Source organism: Roseibium sp. ROS1 (genome assembly GCF_054658215.1).
Map to the genome: position 1 here is coordinate 1 of NZ_BAAGIG010000013.1, position 16,714 is coordinate 16,714.

General features: G+C 58.3%; 14 protein-coding genes and 1 tRNA gene. All 15 read left to right on the forward strand.

The genetic code is table 11. The features are described 5' to 3' along the window. The coding region (locus ACYQ6M_RS29815) for an EF-Tu C-terminal domain-related protein (RefSeq protein WP_460077549.1) at positions 1-186 on the forward strand (186 nt) is incomplete at its 5' end. A gap of 108 nt (positions 187-294) precedes the next feature. Next, a tRNA-Trp gene (locus tag ACYQ6M_RS29820) sits at positions 295-370 on the forward strand. Between the two features lie 103 nt (positions 371-473). Continuing rightward, complete coding sequence (gene secE / locus ACYQ6M_RS29825; RefSeq protein WP_006936470.1) at positions 474-671, forward strand: preprotein translocase subunit SecE; 198 nt, start codon at positions 474-476, stop codon at positions 669-671. Positions 672-737: 66 nt separating this feature from the next. After that, on the forward strand, positions 738-1,268 hold the full coding sequence (nusG, locus tag ACYQ6M_RS29830; RefSeq protein ID WP_006936469.1) for a transcription termination/antitermination protein NusG: 531 nt from the start codon (positions 738-740) through the stop codon (positions 1,266-1,268). 175 nt (positions 1,269-1,443) lie between these two features. Further along, complete coding sequence (gene rplK, locus ACYQ6M_RS29835; protein WP_023001581.1) at positions 1,444-1,872, forward strand: 50S ribosomal protein L11; 429 nt, start codon at positions 1,444-1,446, stop codon at positions 1,870-1,872. 4 nt (positions 1,873-1,876) lie between these two features. Beyond that, positions 1,877-2,575 carry a 50S ribosomal protein L1 gene (gene rplA / locus ACYQ6M_RS29840; protein ID WP_055654723.1) on the forward strand — a complete coding sequence of 233 codons (699 nt, stop codon included), beginning with the start codon at positions 1,877-1,879 and terminating at the stop codon, positions 2,573-2,575. A gap of 324 nt (positions 2,576-2,899) precedes the next feature. Continuing rightward, positions 2,900-3,418 (forward strand): 50S ribosomal protein L10, encoded by a 519-nt coding sequence (gene rplJ / locus ACYQ6M_RS29845; protein ID WP_023001583.1) that lies wholly within the window; start codon positions 2,900-2,902, stop codon positions 3,416-3,418. Positions 3,419-3,478: 60 nt separating this feature from the next. Then, positions 3,479-3,856, forward strand: coding sequence for a 50S ribosomal protein L7/L12 (gene rplL, locus ACYQ6M_RS29850; protein WP_023001584.1), 378 nt, complete (start codon positions 3,479-3,481; stop codon positions 3,854-3,856). Positions 3,857-4,145: 289 nt separating this feature from the next. Next, entirely contained in the window at positions 4,146-8,285 is a 4,140-nt protein-coding gene (gene rpoB / locus ACYQ6M_RS29855; protein WP_031269576.1) for a DNA-directed RNA polymerase subunit beta, read from the forward strand. Positions 8,286-8,377: 92 nt separating this feature from the next. Further along, complete coding sequence (gene rpoC / locus ACYQ6M_RS29860; RefSeq protein ID WP_055654721.1) at positions 8,378-12,577, forward strand: DNA-directed RNA polymerase subunit beta'; 4,200 nt, start codon at positions 8,378-8,380, stop codon at positions 12,575-12,577. 78 nt (positions 12,578-12,655) lie between these two features. Next, positions 12,656-12,949: a hypothetical protein gene (locus ACYQ6M_RS29865; protein ID WP_023001587.1), complete on the forward strand. Its 294-nt coding sequence runs from the start codon at positions 12,656-12,658 to the stop codon at positions 12,947-12,949. A gap of 676 nt (positions 12,950-13,625) precedes the next feature. Beyond that, on the forward strand, positions 13,626-13,997 hold the full coding sequence (gene rpsL / locus ACYQ6M_RS29870) for a 30S ribosomal protein S12 (RefSeq protein ID WP_006936459.1): 372 nt from the start codon (positions 13,626-13,628) through the stop codon (positions 13,995-13,997). A gap of 12 nt (positions 13,998-14,009) precedes the next feature. Then, positions 14,010-14,480, forward strand: a complete 471-nt coding sequence (gene rpsG, locus ACYQ6M_RS29875) for a 30S ribosomal protein S7 (protein ID WP_023001588.1) — start codon at positions 14,010-14,012, stop codon at positions 14,478-14,480. A 25-nt stretch (positions 14,481-14,505) separates the two neighbouring features. Continuing rightward, positions 14,506-16,581 carry an elongation factor G gene (fusA, locus tag ACYQ6M_RS29880; protein ID WP_055654719.1) on the forward strand — a complete coding sequence of 692 codons (2,076 nt, stop codon included), beginning with the start codon at positions 14,506-14,508 and terminating at the stop codon, positions 16,579-16,581. A 47-nt stretch (positions 16,582-16,628) separates the two neighbouring features. Continuing rightward, the coding region (locus tag ACYQ6M_RS29885) for a GTP-binding protein (RefSeq protein WP_207643364.1) at positions 16,629-16,714 on the forward strand (86 nt) is incomplete at its 3' end.

A 16,714-nucleotide genomic window follows, 5' to 3' on the forward strand; every position in this document is an offset into this window, starting at 1 on the left:
CGTACGACGGACGTGACCGGTGTGGTGTCCCTGCCGGAAGGCACGGAAATGGTGATGCCGGGCGACAACGTCTCCGTTGAGGTTGAGCTGATCGTGCCGATCGCCATGGAAGAGGGCCTGCGCTTCGCTATCCGCGAAGGTGGCCGTACCGTCGGCGCTGGCGTCGTCGCATCCATCATCGAATAAGATGATTTCGGGCTGCCGGGCCTTGTGCCTGGCAGTCCCGCCTCTTAAGTCTTGCGATGTGCGGCTTCAGAGGGTATCAGGAGCAAGTTCGCCTAGGCGGACTTCTGAAGGGGTATAGCTCAGCTGGTAGAGCGACGGTCTCCAAAACCGTAGGTCGCGGGTTCGAACCCTGCTGCCCCTGCCAATTTGCTCTTGATTAATCTGCCTCGAGGGCTTAAAGAGTTTCCTCGAGTGAGGCGCGCGAAGTTTTTCGCGCGCCCACTCGTATTTAACAGACCGGAATCGGAATGGCGAAGACCAATCCCTTTAAATTCATCCAGGAAGTACGCGCGGAAACGTCCAAGGTAACTTGGCCGACGCGCAAAGAAACAGCAGTGACCACTGTCATGGTTTTCATCATGGTTGTGATCGCGGCGATCTTTTTTCTCGTGGCAGATCAGTTGATGGGCTTCGGGATCGGCTATCTTCTGGGTGTCGGCGGCTAATTTCAGTCAGCCGCCCGGGCGACTGTCCGGTTTGAAGACAAAGAACAAGAAACGGAACTGAGATCCATGGCCAAGCGCTGGTACATTGTGCACGCCTACTCCAATTTCGAGAAGAAGGTCGCCGAGTCCATCCGCGAAAAGGCCGAGCAGAAGGGTCTGTCAGACCTGTTCGAAGAGATTCTCGTTCCGATGGAAAAGGTCGTTGAAGTGCGCCGTGGCCGCAAGGTCGATGCGGAGCGCAAGTTCTTCCCGGGCTACGTTCTGGTGAAGATGGAAATGACCAACGAGGCTTTCCACCTCATCAAGGATACTCCGAAGGTAACCGGGTTCCTGGGCGCGGATCAGAAGCCGATGCCGATCCCGGAAAAAGAAGCAATGCGCATCATCAACCAAGTGCAGGAAGGCGTGGACCGGCCGAAGCCGTCCGTGACTTTCGAGGTTGGCGAGCAGGTGCGTGTTTCCGACGGTCCGTTCGCGTCCTTCTCCGGCCTTGTCGAGGAAGTGGACGACGAGCGTGCGCGTTTGAAGGTGGCCGTGTCCATCTTCGGCCGTGCAACGCCGGTGGAATTGGAATTCGGTCAGGTCGACAAGCTCTGATCGTTTGCTGCCCCGAGGGGTGGCTTGAGAGCCCGGTCGCAGTGTCCACAAGGATGCGGCATCCGGGATGAAAGGGTGGAAGGTTCCGGAACTCTTCGCCGGGTTCCAACAGGGCCGAACCACCAACTCCCAATCAGCTGAAGAGCCATTCAGCTGTTAATGACTGGAGAGAAACATGGCGAAAAAAATCGAAGGTTTCCTGAAGCTTCAGGTGCCGGCAGGTTCCGCTACTCCGTCGCCGCCCATTGGTCCGGCGCTCGGTCAGCGTGGTCTGAACATCATGGAATTCTGCAAGGCTTTCAACGCCGCTACGCAGGATGCTGAAAAGGGCGCACCGTGCCCGACCGTGATCACCTACTACTCCGACAAGTCCTTCACGTTCGAAGTGAAGACGGCTCCGGTCAGCTTCTTCCTGAAGAAAGCTGCCAAGCTGCAGAAGGGCTCCCAGACCCCGGGCCGTGGCACGGTTGGTTCTGTGACCAAGGCGCAGGTGAAGGAAATCGCCGAAGCCAAGATGAAGGACCTGAACGCCAACGACATCGACGCAGCTATGCTGATGGTCGAAGGCTCCGCCCGCTCCATGGGCCTCGAGGTAACGGAGTAAGATCATGGCGAAGGTTGGAAAGCGCATCCAGGCAGCTCGTGAAGGTATCGACCGCAACAAGCTGTATTCCCTGAACGAAGCCATCGGCCTCGTGAAGGACCGTTCCAAGACCAAGTTCGACGAAACCGTTGAAGTTGCGATCAATCTCGGCGTTGATCCGCGTCACGCAGACCAGATGGTCCGCGGCGTGTGCATCCTGCCGAACGGCACCGGCAAGACCGTTCGCGTTGCTGTGTTTGCTCGCGGCGACAAGGCCGAAGAAGCCAAGGCTGCTGGCGCCGATATCGTCGGTGCAGAAGAGCTGGTTCAGGAAGTTCAGGGCGGCAAGATCGACTTCGATCGCTGCATTGCAACTCCGGACATGATGCCGCTCGTCGGTCGTCTCGGTAAGGTTCTCGGCCCGCGCGGCCTGATGCCGAACCCGAAGGTTGGTACCGTGACCCCGGACGTCAAGTCCGCCGTCAACGACGCCAAGGGCGGCGCTGTTCAGTTCCGCGTTGAAAAGGCTGGTATCGTTCATGCTGGCGTTGGCAAGGTGTCCTTCTCTGAAGAAGCGATCACCCAGAACGTCAAGGCTCTGCTGGACGCCGTTCAGAAAGCCAAGCCGACTGGCGCAAAAGGCACCTACCTGAAGCGCATCGCCGTGTCCTCCACGATGGGCCCGGGCGTGAAGGTCGATCTCGCCACCGTTGCTGGCGAATAATCCGGTCTTTCCGGATTGATACGAGATTTCGGCCGAAAGGCCGAATAGACCCGGCGGCTTGCTGCCGGGTTGCCCTGTCCGAGACTGCAGGTGCCGGGAAACCGGCTTAAGCCGAACAAGGCCTGCATAGATGGGTGAGAACCGAATTTCCCACCGATCCGGTGGAAAACCTGGTTCGAACCAGACCTTGCCGAGCGCTTCTGGCGCGAAGGTGAGGGGACAGGACCCTGAGCGTCGCCAGGACAGGCGGTTACCGGGTTCGGGACCATCTGCCAGGCGGCAAGGTAAACCGGCGGCGTCACAGCCGCCAAATGGAGAAGGCAAGTGGAAAGAGCGGAAAAGCACGAGTTCGTGTCGGCCCTCAACGCCGAGCTGGGTAACACCGGTGTTGTCGTCGTCGCGCACTATGCAGGCCTTTCGGTAGCTCAGATGACCGCACTGCGGGCATCCGTGCGCGAAGCCGGCGGCACTGTAAAAGTCGCAAAAAACCGCCTTGTCAAACTCGCCCTTCAAGGCACCGACCTTGAGCACATCTCCGACCTGTTTCAGGGCCCGACCGTTATCGTCCATTCCGACGATCCGGTAGCCGCTCCGAAAGCAGCCGTCGATTTCGCCAAGGCAAACGAAAAGTTTGCGATCCTTGGTGGTGCTCTTGGCTCGACCAACCTGAACCCGGATGGGGTCAAGTCTCTGGCAACCATGCCGTCGCTCGATGAGCTGCGTGCGAAACTGGTTGGCATGATCCAGACCCCGGCTTCCCGGATTGCACAGGTTGTCAACGCTCCGGCCGGGCAGCTTGCCCGCGTCTTCGGCGCTTACGCCAAGAAGGACGAGGCCGCATAAGGCGTCCAAAACACACTGTCTCACGTAACCAAAACTGGTTCGAACTTAAGGTACTGAAAAATGGCTGATCTTGAAAAGCTCGTTGAAGAACTGTCCGCACTGACCGTTATGGAAGCTGCTGAACTCAGCAAGCTTCTGGAAGAAAAGTGGGGCGTTTCTGCTGCTGCTCCGGTCGCAGTTGCTGCTGTTGCTGCTGGTGGCGGCGATGCAGCTGCTGCTGAAGAAAAGACCGAATTTGACGTTATCCTGGCTTCTGCCGGCGACAAGAAAATCAACGTCATCAAGGAAGTCCGCGCAATCACCGGTCTTGGCCTGAAAGAAGCTAAGGAGCTCGTCGAAGGCGCTCCGAAGCCGGTCAAGGAAGGCGTTGGCAAAGACGAAGCAGAAGAGCTGAAGAAGAAGCTCGAAGAAGCTGGCGCATCTGTCGAGCTGAAATAATAAAGGCCTACCGGCCTTTTGAACGGTCCCGGGCAACCGGGACCGTACCTAGCCCCGGCGGGATTTTCCCGTTTCCGGGGCAAACGTACCACTAGGGCATCCTGCATTCGCAAGACGGCAGATGAAGATGTTCTAGGCCCCTAAGACCGGTCAACTTGTCTGGTTTCAGGTGAGGGCACCTGAAGCAGGTTGATCCAGGGGGGACGGTTTTCCGAAGCGCCCGGGCGCTCGCCCGATTGGAAAAGGGGCGTTTCGGGAAGCCGTTACCCGGCCGATACGAGGAGCGACAATGACCCAAACGTTCAACGGTCGCAAAAAGGTCCGTAAATATTTCGGATCGATCCGCGATGTCGCGGCTATGCCTAATCTCATCGAGGTTCAAAAAGCATCCTACGACCAGTTTCTGCAGGTCGACGAGATGCCGGGCGGTGGCCGCAAGAATGAAGGCCTTGAAGCGGTCTTCCAGTCCGTATTTCCGATCTCCGATTTTGCGGGCACTTCCCTTCTGGAATTTGTTTCCTTCGAATTTGAAGCTCCCAAATACGACGTCGATGAGTGCCGCCAGCGCGACATGACCTTTGCGGCTCCGCTGAAGGTTACCCTGCGCCTGATCGTGTTCGATGTCGATGAAGACACCGGCGCGAAGTCCGTGAAAGACATCAAGGAACAAGATGTCTACATGGGCGACATGCCGTTCATGACCGACAACGGCACTTTCATCGTCAACGGCACCGAGCGCGTCATCGTTTCCCAGATGCACCGTTCTCCGGGTGTGTTCTTCGACCATGACAAGGGCAAGACCCATTCTTCCGGCAAGTTGCTGTTCGCAGCACGCGTGATCCCGTATCGCGGTTCCTGGCTCGATATCGAATTCGACGCCAAGGACATCGTGCATGCGCGCATCGACCGTCGCCGCAAGATCCCGGTTACGTCCCTGCTGATGGCGCTTGGCCTCGATGGTGAGGAAATCCTCAACACGTTCTACAAGCGTATCGATTACACCCGTCAGAAGGACGGCTCCTGGCGCATGCCGTTTGACGGCAACCGTCTGAAGGGCACCAAGGCGTCCTACGACCTGATCGACGCTGACAGCGGCGAAGTGGTGATCGAGGGTGGCCGGAAGATCACTCAGCGCACCATCAAGCAGCTTGAGGAAAAAGGCGTCACCGCCTTGAAAGTGACCGACGAAGACCTTCATGGCCAGTACCTGGCTGAAGACATCGTCGACATGAAGAGCGGTGAAATCTACGCTGAAGCAGGCGACGAGATTTCCGGCAAGCTGCTGGAAGAACTGGTCGATCGTGGTTACCACGAGCTGCCGATGCTCGACATCGATCATGTCAACACCGGTCCGTACATCCGCAACACCCTGTCGGTCGACAAGAACGAGTCTCGTGAAGATGCTCTGTTTGACATCTACCGCGTGATGCGTCCGGGCGAGCCGCCCACCATCGACACTGCCGAGGCGATGTTCCAGTCGCTGTTCTTCGACGAAGAGCGCTATGACCTGTCCGCCGTTGGCCGCGTGAAGATGAACATGCGTCTCGACGTGGAGTGTGCCGACACCGTTCGCACGCTGCGCAAGGACGACATCCTGGAAGTCATCCGGGTTCTTCTTGAACTGCGCGATGGCAAGGGCGAAATCGACGACATCGACAACCTCGGCAACCGCCGTGTTCGTTCTGTCGGCGAGCTGATGGAAAATCAGTACCGCGTCGGTCTGCTGCGCATGGAACGTGCGATCAAGGAACGCATGAGCTCTGTCGAAATCGACACGGTCATGCCTCAGGACCTGATCAACGCGAAGCCGGCTGCTGCTGCCGTTCGTGAATTCTTCGGCTCCTCGCAGCTGTCGCAGTTCATGGACCAGACCAACCCGCTGTCGGAAGTCACCCACAAGCGCCGCCTGTCGGCACTTGGCCCGGGCGGTCTGACCCGCGAACGCGCAGGCTTCGAAGTCCGCGACGTTCACCCGACGCACTACGGCCGTATCTGCCCGATTGAAACGCCGGAAGGCCCGAACATCGGTCTGATCAACTCGCTGGCAACCTTTGCCCGTGTGAACAAGTACGGCTTCATCGAAAGCCCGTACCGGAAAGTGAAAGACGGCGCCGTTACCAACGAAGTCGTTTATCTTTCCGCCATGGAAGAAGCCAAGCACTACGTGGCCCAGTCCAACGCCGTCTACGACGACGAGGGCCGGTTCACCGAAGAGCTGATCACCTGCCGTCACGCCGGTGAAAACATGATGGTTCCGTCCGACAAGGTCGACCTCATGGACGTTTCGCCGAAACAGCTCGTGTCCGTCGCGGCCGCGCTCATTCCGTTCCTTGAGAACGATGACGCCAACCGCGCACTGATGGGCTCGAACATGCAGCGTCAGGCCGTTCCGCTGGTTCGTGCCGAAGCACCGTTTGTCGGTACAGGCATGGAGCCGATCGTGGCACGCGATTCCGGTGCTGCCATCGGTGCCCGCCGCGCTGGCGTTGTCGACCAGGTGGATGCGACCCGTATCGTTATCCGTGCGACCGAAGACCTCGATCCGGGCAAGTCCGGCGTCGATATCTACCGGCTGCAGAAGTTCCAGCGGTCCAACCAGAACACCTGCATCAACCAGCGTCCGCTGGTGCGTGTCGGTGACCGGATCCACAAGGGCGACATCATTGCCGACGGTCCTTCGACCGATCTCGGTGATCTGGCGCTCGGCCGGAACGTGCTCGTCGCGTTCATGCCGTGGAACGGCTACAACTTCGAGGATTCCATCCTCCTGTCCGAACGCATCGTCTCCGATGACGTGTTCACCTCCATCCACCTCGAAGAATTCGAAGTGATGGCGCGTGACACCAAGCTTGGGCCGGAAGAAATCACCCGCGACATTCCGAATGTTTCGGAAGAAGCGCTGAAGAACCTAGACGAAGCCGGTATCGTCTACATCGGTGCCGAGCTGAACCCGGGCGACATCCTGGTCGGCAAGATCACTCCGAAGGGCGAAAGCCCGATGACGCCGGAAGAAAAGCTTCTGCGCGCCATCTTCGGTGAAAAGGCATCCGACGTTCGCGATACTTCCCTGCGCCTGCCGCCGGGGGTTTCCGGTACCGTTGTCGAAGTGCGCGTCTTCAACCGCCACGGCGTTGAAAAAGACGAGCGCGCGATGGCGATCGAGCGTGAGGAAATCGAGCGTCTCGCAAAGGACCGCGACGACGAACAGGCGATCCTCGACCGCAACGTCTATGGCCGTCTGGCCGAGATGCTGATGGACAAGACCGCCATTGCCGGCCCGAAGGGCTCCAAGAAGGACACCGTACTGACCGGGGACGTTCTCAACGACTTCCCGCGCTCGCAGTGGTGGCAGTTTGCCACCGACGACGAGAAGTTCATGTCCGAAATCGAAGCTCTGCGTGGTCAGTATGACGACAGCCGCAAGCGTCTCGAGCAGCGTTTCATCGACAAGGTCGAGAAACTGCAGCGCGGTGACGAACTGCCGCCGGGCGTCATGAAGATGGTCAAGGTCTTCGTTGCCGTGAAGCGCAAGCTTCAGCCGGGCGACAAGATGGCCGGCCGTCACGGCAACAAGGGCGTGGTCTCCAAGATCAACCCGTGCGAAGACATGCCGTTCCTTGAAGACGGCACGCATGTCGATATCGTGCTGAACCCGCTCGGCGTTCCGTCGCGCATGAACGTCGGTCAGATCCTTGAAACCCACCTGGGTTGGGCCTGCCGCGGCATGGGTAACCGGATCGGCGAAATGTACGACGAGTACAGGAAGTCAGGCGAGATCGGCGAATTGCGCGGCAAGATTGTCGAGATCTACGGCGACAACATGAAGGGCGACAACGTCAAGGAATACGATGACGAAGGTATCGTACGCCTGGCGGAGCAGCTGAAGAAAGGCGTCAGCATCGCGACGCCGGTCTTCGACGGTGCTCGTGAACCCGATGTCGTCGAGGCGCTCAACATTGCCGGCTACGACCCGAGCGGCCAGTCCGTTCTGTACGATGGCCGGACCGGTGAAGAGTTCGACCGCAAGGTAACCGTGGGCTACATCTACATGCTGAAGCTCCACCACCTTGTCGACGACAAGATCCATGCCCGTTCCATTGGCCCGTACTCGCTCGTCACCCAGCAGCCGCTCGGTGGTAAGGCACAGTTCGGTGGCCAGCGCTTCGGGGAAATGGAGGTCTGGGCGCTTGAAGCTTACGGTGCAGCCTACACGCTGCAGGAAATGCTCACCGTCAAGTCGGATGACGTTGCCGGCCGTACGAAGGTCTATGAGGCCATCGTTCGTGGCGACGACACCTTCGAGGCAGGCATTCCGGAAAGCTTCAACGTGCTTGTGAAGGAAATGCGGTCCCTGGGTCTCAACGTTGAACTGCAACGAACCGATGTCCCCGTGATCGGCGAGGAAGAAACTGCGGACGCCGCAGAATAACCCCGCCTACGGACCACAAATGACTTGGAATGCCGGTTGCGGGGAGGGGCGCAAGAGCTCGCTCCCCCACCGCGCATCGAAGGAGATGGATCATGAATCATGAGGTCATGAACCTGTTCAATCAGCAGGCTCCCGCACAGACCTTCGACAATATCCGGATTTCGCTTGCGAGCCCGGAAAAGATCTTGTCCTGGTCTTTCGGCGAAATCAAAAAGCCGGAGACCATCAACTACCGTACGTTCAAGCCTGAGCGCGACGGTCTGTTCTGCGCGCGTATCTTTGGCCCGATCAAGGACTACGAATGTCTTTGCGGCAAATACAAGCGCATGAAATACAAAGGCGTTATCTGCGAAAAGTGTGGCGTTGAAGTCACCCTGTCGCGGGTTCGCCGTGAACGCATGGGCCACATCGAACTGGCTGCGCCTGTTGCGCACATCTGGTTCCTGAAGTCCCTGCCGAGCCGTATCGGCCTTCTGCTCGACATGACGCTGAAGGACCTGGAACGCGTTCTGTATTTCGAGAACTACGTTGTTCTCGAGCCGGGCCTGACCCCGCTCAAGCAGCACCAGCTTCTGTCGGAAGAAGACTTCATCGCCGCTCAGGACGAGTATGGCGAAGATGCCTTCACCGCCATGATCGGTGCCGAGGCGATCCGCGAGATCCTGATGAGCATGGATCTGGAACGCGAGAGCGAAAAGCTGCGTCAGGAGATCGCCGAGGCGACCACTGAACTGAAGCCGAAGAAGCTAGCCAAGCGCCTGAAGGTTATCGAAGCATTCATGGAATCGGGCAACCGCCCGGAGTGGATGATCATGACCGTGGTTCCGGTTATCCCGCCGGATCTGCGCCCGCTGGTACCGCTTGACGGTGGCCGTTTCGCGACGTCCGATCTGAACGATCTCTACCGCCGCGTGATCAACCGTAACAACCGTCTGCGCCGCCTGATGGAACTGCGTGCTCCGGATATCATCATCCGGAACGAAAAGCGTATGCTTCAGGAGTCCGTTGACGCCCTGTTCGACAACGGCCGCCGCGGCCGCGTCATCACCGGCGCCAACAAGCGTCCGCTGAAGTCACTGTCCGACATGCTGAAGGGCAAGCAGGGCCGGTTCCGTCAGAACCTGCTCGGCAAGCGCGTCGACTATTCCGGCCGTTCGGTTATTACCGTGGGTCCGGAACTGAAGCTGCACCAGTGCGGTCTGCCGAAGAAGATGGCGCTTGAGCTGTTCAAGCCGTTCATCTATTCGCGTCTCGACGCCAAGGGTTTCTCCTCGACCGTCAAGCAGGCCAAGAAGCTGGTTGAAAAGGAACGTCCGGAAGTCTGGGACATCCTCGACGAAGTCATCCGTGAGCACCCGGTTCTCCTGAACCGCGCGCCGACGCTGCACCGTCTTGGTATCCAGGCCTTCGAACCGACGCTGATCGAAGGCAAGGCCATCCAGCTGCATCCGCTCGTCTGCTCGGCCTTCAACGCCGACTTCGACGGTGACCAGATGGCTGTTCACGTGCCGCTTTCGCTGGAAGCCCAGCTCGAAGCGCGTACGCTGATGATGTCGACCAACAACATTCTGCATCCGGCAAACGGTGGCCCGATCATCGTTCCTTCGCAGGATATCGTTCTGGGTCTCTACTATCTGTCCATCATGGCAGAAGGTGAGCCGGGCGAAGGCATGGTCTTCGGCAACACTGGTGAGATCCACCATGCGCTGGCCAACAAGGTCATCACGCTGCACACCAAGGTGAAGGGCCGGTATCGGTCCATCGATGCGGAAGGCAATCCGACTTCCGAAATCATCGAGACCACTCCGGGCCGCATGCTTATCGCGGAGCTTCTGCCGAAGCACCACGAAGTGCCGTTCGAGGTCTGCAACAAGCTGATGACCAAGAAGGACATCTCCAAGATGATCGACACGGTTTACCGTGCCTGCGGTCAGAAGGAGACGGTTATCTTCTGTGACCGGATCATGCAGCTTGGCTTCAAGAACGCCTGTAACGCCGGCATCTCCTTCGGCATGGACGACATGGTCATCCCGGACACCAAGCACAAGCTGGTGGCCGAAACCTCGTCGCTCGCGACCGAATACGAGCAGCAGTACAACGACGGTCTGATCACCCAGGGCGAAAAGTACAACAAGGTTGTCGATGCCTGGGCGAAATGTACCGACAAGATTGCTGACGAGATGATGGCCCGCATCAAGGCGGTCCAGATCGATGAGGAAACCGGTCGTCAGAAGCCGATGAACTCGGTCTACATGATGTCGCACTCCGGTGCTCGTGGTTCGCCCCAGCAGATGAAGCAGCTGGCCGGCATGCGTGGCCTGATGGCCAAGCCGGACGGTTCCATCATCGAGAACCCGATCATCTCGAACTTCAAGGAAGGCCTGTCGGTTCTGGAGTACTTCAACTCCACCCACGGTGCCCGTAAGGGTCTGGCCGATACCGCTCTGAAGACCGCAAACTCCGGTTACCTGACCCGCCGTCTGGTGGACGTCGCCCAGGATTCCATCATCCTGGAACCGGATTGCGGATCCACGCGCGGCATCACCGTTGCTCCGATCGTCGATGCCGGTAACGTCATCGCTTCGCTCGGCATGCGCGTTCTGGGCCGTACGACTGCGGAAGATGTCTACAACAACCAGACCGGCGAACTGCTTGTCCCCAAGGGCACGCTGATCGACGAGAAGGATGTTGATGCTATCGAGGCTGCCAAGGTTCAGCAGATCAAGATCCGCTCGGTTCTTACCTGTGAAACCGAAACCGGCGTCTGCGCGACCTGTTATGGTCGTGACCTTGCTCGCGGTACGCCCGTGAACATGGGTGAAGCTGTCGGCGTCATCGCCGCACAGTCGATCGGTGAGCCTGGCACGCAGCTGACCATGCGTACCTTCCACATTGGTGGTACCGCACAGGTTGTCGACAGCTCGTTCATCGAATCCAACGTCGACGGCACGATCAAGATCCGGAACCGTTCGGTCAATCGCGACAGCGACGGCAACCTGATTGCCATGGTTCGCAACATGTCCATCGTTGTCATCGACAGCGACGGCAACGAGCGTGCCGTGCATCGTGTGGCCTACGGTTCCAAGCTGCATGTCGATGAAGGCGATGCGGTCAAGCGCGGTCAGCGGATTGCCGAATGGGATCCATATACCCGTCCGATGCTTGCTGAAGTCGATGGTATCGTGGACTTCGAGGATCTGGTCGATGGTGCGTCCGTTCAGGAAACGGCCGACGAAGCGACCGGTATCACCAAGCGTGTCGTCATTGACTGGCGTTCTTCGCAGCGTGGTCAGGATCTCAAGCCGGCTATCGTCGTCAAGGACGAAAAAGGCAGCATTTCCAAGACCGATCGTGGCTCTGATGCCCGTCTGATGCTTTCCGTTGACGCGGTTCTGTCCGTTCAGCCGGGAGCTTCGGTCAAGGCTGGTGACGTTCTGGCCCGTATTCCGCTGGAAAGCGCCAAGACCAAGGACATCACCGGTGGTCTGCCGCGTGTTGCGGAACTGTTCGAGGCTCGCCGTCCGAAGGATCATGCGATCATCGCCGAAATCGATGGTACGATCCGCTTCGGTCGCGATTACAAGAACAAGCGTCGCGTCATCATCGAGCCGGCGGAAGAAGGTGTCGAGCCCGTCGAATACCTTATCCCGAAGGGCAAGCACTTCCATCTTCAGGAAGGCGATGCCATTGAAAAGGGTGAGTACATCCTCGACGGCAACCCGGCTCCGCATGACATCCTGGCAGTTAAAGGCGTAGAGGCCCTTGCGGCTTACCTCGTCAACGAGATCCAGGAAGTCTACCGCCTGCAGGGCGTGACCATCAACGACAAGCACATTGAAGTGATTGTCCGCCAGATGCTGCAGAAGGTCGAGATCACCGATCCGGGCGATACGGAGTTCTTCTCCGGCGAACAGATCGACAAGATCGACTTCGAGGAAGCCAACCGCCGGGCGATCGATAATGCACGCGATCCTGCCAAGGGGGTGCCGGTTCTGCTCGGCATCACCAAGGCATCGCTGCAGACGCGCTCGTTCTTCTCCGCCGCCTCCTTCCAGGAGACGACCCGCGTTCTTACCGATGCGGCTGTCAACGGCAAGACCGACCCGTTGGTCGGCCTCAAGGAGAACGTCATCGTCGGCCGCCTGATCCCGGCCGGTACCGGTGGGGTGATGAAGCGGATCCGTCAGATCGCGACGCATCGCGACGACCTGATCCAGGAAGCTCAACGTCAACAGTCTTCGGACAGTGCAGCGGAAGGCCTTCTGGAAGATATGACCGGTGCAGCCGAGTAATCGGTTTCCCGTCGAACTGTCGAAAGGCCGCCCTCGGGCGGCCTTTCTTGTATAATGAGGCAAAAGAGGCCTGATGATATGAACGACAATGAACTTGAACTGGACCCGGTGGTCTACATCGTCATTGGCAGGGTCTGGGAAAACGAAGACGCTTCGCCGGATGACGCCATCACCATTCACGCGCTGCTGACAGCGCCGGATGACGACGACGCGGTTCGCAAGACACTTGAATCTCTCTCTGCTCAGGGTTTTGCGGAAGCCGAGCTCGACCAGATCGGCGTGATGGATGGCGAACCGGATGATCCGGTTTACGAAGGTGCTTACCAGGATGCGCTTGCCGGAAACGTTGCGATCGTGACTTTCACGGCCTGAGGAGGCTGGAAGAACATTCGCCCGCAAATACCTGCCGTGCATCAGGCGCATATCGGCGGGTGAGGGGCTATGGCCGGCGAATCCGGAATGCGCTTGTGGCGGGTCCGTCTGGAATCGGTCCCATGAATCAAGGGCCTGCGTTGCCCGATGACCTGGCAAACACCACCGTTCTGACCTGATTTGAGTCATTCTGGTTAGAGTTGATTCAGAATTCCGCCGGAATGCGGAATCCGCCAGCGCAATAATATTACCGAAAAGGTGCAGAAAACTATCGTTTGGCGCTGGTAAGTAGCGGAAATCATGTCGGAAATTCAGATGGCGGATCTGTAACCCGCACAAACGCTGTTTTTTCGACAAAGCACTTGACGCAATGGGTGCATATGAGTAGTTTCCGCGCATCCCAAGGGCAGGCGGTAAGTGCGAACCCGTCCAGCGCCACCAAGGCGCAGGACCCAGTCCTCTTAAACGCTGCCGGGTTATATAGGCGAATACGCGTCGATTGCATGACCGCGGGGTAACTCGTGGTCCTCTGGTTTTTCGCAGCGCCGGCCGCTCTTCATTGAGCGCGCGGGCGCGATTTTGCATGTCTTCACGGCTCAGGCCGAGGAGGGGTCAAGGTCAGCGGGGGACTGCAGTTGCATACGAATTTTTGGATGGACAAGGTAAAGGGCAAAGAATGCCGACCATCAACCAGTTGATCCGCAAGCCGCGGAAAGATCCGCCGAAGCGGAACAAGGTGCCGGCCATGGAGGCCTGCCCCCAGAAGCGTGGTGTTTGCACCCGCGTTTACACGACGACGCCGAAGAAGCCGAACTCGGCTCTGCGTAAGGTGGCCAAAATCCGCCTGACCAACGGCTTCGAAGTCATTGGCTACATCCCGGGTGAAGGTCACAACCTTCAGGAGCACTCGGTGGTTATGATCCGCGGCGGTCGCGTAAAGGACTTGCCGGGTGTGCGCTACCACATCATCCGTGGTGTGCTTGATACCCAGGGCGTCAAGGATCGTAAGCAGCGCCGTTCGAAGTACGGCGCGAAGCGGCCGAAGTAAGGAGCACATCAGATGTCCCGTCGTCACCGCGCTGAAAAACGCGAAATTAACCCGGATCCGAAGTTCGGGGATATCGTCGTAACGAAGTTCATGAACTCCATCATGTACGACGGTAAGAAGTCGACTGCCGAGCGCATCGTTTACGGTGCCTTCGACGTCGTCGAAAACAAGACCCGCGAGAACCCGATCGAAGTGTTCCACGCTGCTCTTGAAAACGTTATGCCGCAAGTGGAAGTTCGCTCCCGCCGTGTTGGTGGTGCGACCTACCAGGTCCCGGTCGAGGTTCGTACCGACCGCCGTCAGGCGCTGGCAATTCGCTGGCTGATCACTGCGGCTCGCAATCGTAACGAAACCACGATGGTTGACCGTCTTTCCGGCGAGCTGCTCGATGCAGCAAACAACCGTGGTACCGCAGTCAAGAAGCGCGAAGACACGCACCGGATGGCAGACGCCAACCGCGCATTCTCGCACTATCGCTGGTAATTTGTGACTTCGAAGGGCTGACGCAATGGCGCGCACGCATAAAATCGAGGACTACCGCAACTTCGGCATCATGGCTCACATCGATGCTGGAAAGACCACTACGACTGAGCGGATCCTCTTCTACACTGGTAAGAGCCACAAGATCGGCGAAGTTCATGACGGCGCAGCCACCATGGACTGGATGGAGCAGGAGCAGGAGCGTGGCATCACGATCACTTCTGCTGCAACCACCGCTTTCTGGAAAGAAAAGCGCCTGAACATCATCGACACCCCGGGCCACGTTGACTTCACCATTGAAGTTGAACGTTCCCTGCGCGTGCTCGACGGTGCCGTCGCCCTTCTGGATGCAAACGCTGGCGTTGAGCCGCAGACTGAAACTGTTTGGCGTCAGGCCGACAAGTATCATGTCCCGCGGATGATCTTCGTCAACAAGATGGACAAGCTGGGCGCCGATTTCGATCGCTGCGTCAAGATGATCAAGGAACGCCTCGGCGCAACTCCGCTGGTCATGCAGCTTCCGGTTGGCGCTGAAAGCGAATTCGCTGGCTGTATCGACCTTCTGGAGATGAAGGCTCTGATCTGGCAGTCCGAAAACCTTGGCGCTGCCTGGGACGTTGTCGACATCCCGGCCGATCTCGTAGATCGCGCTCAGGAAGCTCGTGACGCTCTGATCGAGACTGTTGTCGAAGTCGACGAAGCTGTCATGGAAGCTTATCTGGAAGGCGAAGAGCCCTCCATCGAGACGCTCAAGAAGCTTATCCGCAAGGGTACGATCAGCACCGAATTCGTTCCGGTCTTCTGCGGTTCCGCGTTCAAGAACAAAGGCGTTCAGCCGCTTCTCGACGCAGTTGTCGACTACCTGCCGAGCCCGGTTGAAGTTCCGGACATCAAGGGTATCGACCCGAAGACCGAAAGCGAAATCATTCGCAAGTCTTCCGACGAAGAGCCGCTCGGCCTGCTGGCGTTCAAGATCGCCAACGACCCGTTTGTTGGTTCCCTGACGTTCTGCCGCATCTATTCCGGCGTTCTGAACAAGGGCGTGTCCCTGCTGAACACCGTTAAAGACAAGCGTGAGCGCGTCGGCCGGATGATGCAGATGCACTCCAACTCCCGCGAAGACATCGATGTAGCCTATGCAGGCGATATCGTGGCTATCGCAGGCCTGAAGGACACCACGACTGGCGACACCCTGTGTGATCCGCTGAAGCCGGTGATCCTGGAGCGCATGGAATTTCCGGAGCCGGTCATCGAGATCGCTGTCGAGCCGAAGACCAAGGGCGACCAGGAAAAGATGGGCCTCGCGCTCAACCGCCTGGCTGCTGAAGATCCGTCCTTCCGCGTCAAAACCGACGAAGAATCCGGTCAGACCATCATCGCCGGCATGGGCGAGCTGCACCTGGACATCATCGTCGACCGCATGAAGCGCGAATTCAAGGTCGAAGCCAACATCGGTGCGCCGCAGGTGGCTTACCGCGAAACCATCACCAAGGTTTCTGAAGTGGATTACACCCACAAGAAGCAGTCTGGTGGTTCCGGTCAGTTCGCTCGCGTCAAGCTGGTCATCGAGCCGGCCGAGCCGAACGAAGGCTACGTCTTCGAAAGCAAGATCGTCGGCGGGTCCATTCCGAAGGAATACATCCCGGGCGTTACCAAAGGTATCGAAAGCGTCATGTCTTCCGGTCCGCTGGCAGGCTTCCCGATGCTCGATATCAAGGCAACCCTGATCGATGGTGCCTACCACGACGTTGACTCCTCGGTTCTCGCCTTCGAAATCGCCGGCCGTGCCGGTTTCCGCGAAGGTATTGCCAAGGCCGGCCCGAAACTGCTCGAGCCGATCATGAAGGTCGAGGTTGTCACACCGGAAGACTACATGGGTGACGTGATTGGTGACCTGAACTCCCGCCGCGGCCAGATCGCGGGTACGGAGAACCGGGGCGTCGTTACTGTCATCACCGCAATGGTCCCGCTGGCCAACATGTTTGGTTACGTGAACAACCTGCGTTCCATGTCTCAGGGCCGCGCACAGTACTCGATGGTGTTCGATCACTACGAGCAGGTGCCGCAGGCTGTCGCCGAAGAGGTTCAGGCGAAATACGCCTGAGCCCATCCTCTTAACGTCAAGAAGAACTAGAGAAACGGAGTAATCCGATGGCGAAAGAAAAATTTGAGCGCAACAAGCCGCACGTTAACATTGGCACGATTGGCCACGTTGACCACGGCAAGACGACGCTGAC

Excerpts from the sequence above, each read along its gene's own strand:
- rplA (WP_055654723.1), top strand. The coding sequence starts at position 1,877 with ATGGCGAAGGTTGGAAAGCGCATCCAGGCAGCTCGTGAAGGTATCGAC.
- fusA (WP_055654719.1), top strand. The coding sequence starts at position 14,506 with ATGGCGCGCACGCATAAAATCGAGGACTACCGCAACTTCGGCATCATG.
- rplL (WP_023001584.1), top strand. The coding sequence starts at position 3,479 with ATGGCTGATCTTGAAAAGCTCGTTGAAGAACTGTCCGCACTGACCGTT.
- secE (WP_006936470.1), top strand. The coding sequence starts at position 474 with ATGGCGAAGACCAATCCCTTTAAATTCATCCAGGAAGTACGCGCGGAA.
- nusG (WP_006936469.1), top strand. The coding sequence starts at position 738 with ATGGCCAAGCGCTGGTACATTGTGCACGCCTACTCCAATTTCGAGAAG.
- rpoC (WP_055654721.1), top strand. The coding sequence starts at position 8,378 with ATGAATCATGAGGTCATGAACCTGTTCAATCAGCAGGCTCCCGCACAG.
- rpsL (WP_006936459.1), top strand. The coding sequence starts at position 13,626 with ATGCCGACCATCAACCAGTTGATCCGCAAGCCGCGGAAAGATCCGCCG.
- rplK (WP_023001581.1), top strand. The coding sequence starts at position 1,444 with ATGGCGAAAAAAATCGAAGGTTTCCTGAAGCTTCAGGTGCCGGCAGGT.
- rpsG (WP_023001588.1), top strand. The coding sequence starts at position 14,010 with ATGTCCCGTCGTCACCGCGCTGAAAAACGCGAAATTAACCCGGATCCG.
- ACYQ6M_RS29865 (WP_023001587.1), top strand. The coding sequence starts at position 12,656 with ATGAACGACAATGAACTTGAACTGGACCCGGTGGTCTACATCGTCATT.
- rpoB (WP_031269576.1), top strand. The coding sequence starts at position 4,146 with ATGACCCAAACGTTCAACGGTCGCAAAAAGGTCCGTAAATATTTCGGA.